At 64.4% G+C, this 2,464-nt stretch carries 2 protein-coding genes, 1 tRNA gene and 1 pseudogene; 1 reads left to right on the top strand and 3 read right to left on the bottom strand.

Annotation, left to right across the window (positions count from 1 at the left end; genetic code table 11):
- Positions 1–381 (top strand): hypothetical protein (locus tag JCM19049_RS11745; RefSeq protein WP_279403080.1); only part of this gene is annotated, 381 nt, incomplete at its 5' end.
- Between the two features lie 149 nt (positions 382–530).
- Here the strand turns inward: JCM19049_RS11745 and JCM19049_RS11740 are convergent.
- The 3 genes and pseudogenes from JCM19049_RS11740 to JCM19049_RS20580 all read right to left on the bottom strand — a co-directional run.
- Positions 531–615: transfer RNA gene (locus JCM19049_RS11740), tRNA-Leu, on the bottom strand.
- A 139-nt stretch (positions 616–754) separates the two neighbouring features.
- Positions 755–2,117 (bottom strand): annotated as a pseudogene (locus tag JCM19049_RS11735) (NAD(P)/FAD-dependent oxidoreductase).
- 44 nt (positions 2,118–2,161) lie between these two features.
- On the bottom strand, positions 2,162–2,464 hold a 303-nt coding region (locus tag JCM19049_RS20580; RefSeq protein ID WP_279403079.1), incomplete at its 5' end, for a hypothetical protein.

Genomic DNA, 2,464 nt, shown 5'->3' with positions numbered 1-2,464 from the left:
CGCGTGGGACAAGCAGTGCATTGCCTGGCAGGTCCCGCAGGCGGCAACGGATCCGCAGCGCTGGGCGAACCGGATGGGCCGGCAGTGGATCGAGGCTCACCGGGCCCGGTGCCTGATGCGATCACCATCCCGCACTATTTCGTTGACTCCTGGTCCGCAGGTGAGCCTGGAACGCTGCGGATTCGCGTGGAGGACGCGGCGGTCTTCGCCGCGTGGCCGGGACCAGCGGCAAGTGCGATCCTTGAGGACATTGCGCGGGATTTCATGGATAACCTGGCACCTGCCAACCCTGAGCTGAAGACCGTTGAGGTGGCCACCGGCAGAGGTCAACACCGGGCCCACTATGACAGGACGACATGGGCCAAGGCACAGGACTTCTAGCCCATCACCAACACAGCCCCGGCCGCAGAGGCTCGGGCTGCCGGATCGAAGTACCTGGCAGCGTGCACCGGCATGCTCCCGAACCTGCCACAGAAAACAACAACGCCGCTACCACCCCGCGAAAACCGGGGATGTAGCGGCGTATCTTTTGGTGCCCCCAGTGGGACTCGAACCCACAAGCCTTGCGGCAGCTGATTTTAAGTCAGCCGTGTATGCCAATTCCACCATAGGGGCCAGCTTGAAAAAGCCTACGCGATGTTTTCCCATTTTCTGAAATTTCGCCCGAACGGCAAGGATCGGTGGGCCGGCGCCTGTGGCGTCGGCCCACCGTCGGGTCAATCATCGCTTGATGCAGCCTTCTTCGGCCGACAGGCTACTTCTTCGGCTTGGCCGACTCCTCGAAGGCCTTGCGCGGATTCTGCATGTTGTTCAGCTGCAGCGAATCGCGGTTGAAGAACAGGGCAACCATCCAGTCGCCGAGCACGCGGAACTTGCGCTCGAAGGTCGCATGGCCATGCGTGGTAGCCGCGGTGCGCCATCCAGGCCAGCCAGCCGCGCAGCTTGATCGACTTGATGCGGGCCACGCCCTTGTTGCGGCCGAAACCGGCAACGGCACCAAGGTTCTTGTGCTTGTACTCCTTGATGGTGCCCACGCCGTAGCGGGCGGCGTACAGGTTCTTGGCCAACAGCTTGGCCTGGCGCACGGCGTGCTGTGCGTTGGGCACACAGGTGCCGTCGGGCAACCCGCCGGTCACATCCGGCACGGCCGAGACGTCACCGGCCGCCCAGGCGCCCTCCACCGGGTCGCCGTTGGCGTCCTTGATGCGCAGGTCGGTGCGGGTCTCGATGCGGCCGCGCTGTTCGATCTGGAAGTCGGTGGAGCGAACCATCGGGTTGGCCATCACGCCGGCGCACCAGATCAGGGTGTCGGCGTCGAATTCGCCGGCCGGGGACTTGTCGCCCATGTTGATCAGCTTCAAGGTGCCATCGGTGGCGTCGGCCAGCGAGGTGTTCAGCAGCACCTCGATGCCGCGGCTGCGCAGGTGCTCGACAACCCAGACGGCCTGGTCCTCGGTGACCTCGGGCATGATGCGGCCCATGGCCTCGATCAGCACGAAGCGGGCTTCGTCCTGGCCGATGCGGTCGTTCAGGGAGATGGCGTAGCGGGCCATGTCCTCGATTTCGGTGATCGTCTCGATGCCGGCGAAGCCGCCGCCGACGACCACGAAGGTCAGCGCACGCTTGCGCTGGGCCGGGTCGGTCATGTTGGAGGCCGATTCGATGCGCTCGGAAACCTGGTTGCGCAGCGCGGTGGCTTCCTCGATGGTCTTCAGCGATGCCTCTTCGGCCAGGCCCGGGATGGGGAAGGTACGGGTGACCGAACCGGCGCTCATCACCACGTCGGTGTATTCCAGTTCGAAGCTTTCGCCGTTGACCGGGTCGATGACGGCCTTCTTGCTGGCGTGGTCGATGCTGGTGACCCGACCGTTGATCAGTTCCGAGTCCTTCAGGTGCTGGCGGTGCGAGACCACGATGTGGCGTGGTTCGATGCCGCCGCCGGCCACCTCGGGCAGGAACGGAAGGTAAGTCATGTAGGGGTTGGGGTCCACCACGGTCACGATGCCGCCGTGGGCCTTGACCTTCTTCTGGAGCTTCTTCGCGACGTACAGACCGACATAGCCGCCGCCGACAACGAGAATGCGTGGACGCTTCTGGGAGCTTTCGATGATTGACATATGGCCGATTCTACGCGGAAAAACCAGGTTAGTGAAAACATTCACTAACCATTGGGAGGGAGATTGGCCACCCGGTGTTGTGACCGGTTCGCCCTTGGCGGTCCAGTCCTGGGCAGGGCCTGGCGACGGGCCGGGATCCAACTCACTGATGGGAGACGGCCCTGCTGTCCAGAACCGCGGAAACAGCAACGGGGGCAGCGCGCCGGTCTCCCGGATCGCTGCCCCGTCTGCAACGCCCGGCCGGCTGCCGCAAGGTATTCAGGCACGTCGTCAAACAGGTCCCGGCTGCCCGGGGCTCGGCCAACCTTCAGGTCGCTCAGTGCCGCGTCGTCGATCTGCTTCGAGCG

It is taken from the genome of Arthrobacter sp. JCM 19049, assembly GCF_001310435.1.
Note: the sequence above shows the minus strand (reverse complement) of the source record. Positions and strands in the feature narration are given on the sequence as shown.